Origin of the sequence: Sphingomonas sp. CFBP 13733 (assembly GCF_014841795.1) — a bacterium.
Taxonomy (GTDB): domain Bacteria; phylum Pseudomonadota; class Alphaproteobacteria; order Sphingomonadales; family Sphingomonadaceae; genus Sphingomonas; species Sphingomonas aerolata.
This window is the reverse complement of sequence record NZ_JACYUP010000040.1, coordinates 1-384: the sequence shown is the minus strand read 5'-3', so window position 1 is coordinate 384 and position 384 is coordinate 1. Positions and strand designations below refer to the sequence as shown.

The window sequence follows — 384 nt, the reverse complement described above, 5'->3', positions numbered from 1 at the left end:
GGCCGCCTGATCGGCCGCACGAAAGGCGGCATGAACACCAAACTGCATGCCGTCAGCGATGCGGATGGGCGGCCGTTGAGCTTCTTCATGACCGCCGGGCAGGTCAGCGACTACACCGGCGCGGCAGCCTTGCTCGACGATCTGCCGAAAGCGCAGTGGCTGCTTGGCGACCGTGGTTATGACGCCGATTGGTTCAGGGACGCCCTGGAAGCCAAGGGCATCCAGCCCTGCATCCCGGGCCGCAGATCGCGCAACGAGCCGGTCAGATACGACAAGCGCCGCTACCGGCGCCGCAGCCGCATCGAGATCATGTTCGGCCGTCTGAAGGATTGGCGTCGCGTCGCCACTCGCTACGACCGCTGCCCAACCGTCTTCTTCTCTGCC

General features: G+C 65.6%; 1 protein-coding gene. It reads left to right on the top strand.

Going from position 1 to position 384, the window contains the following annotated elements; translation table 11 throughout:
- A partial coding sequence (locus tag IFT71_RS21125) for an IS5 family transposase (RefSeq protein WP_192143480.1) occupies positions 1 to 384 on the top strand: 384 nt, incomplete at both ends.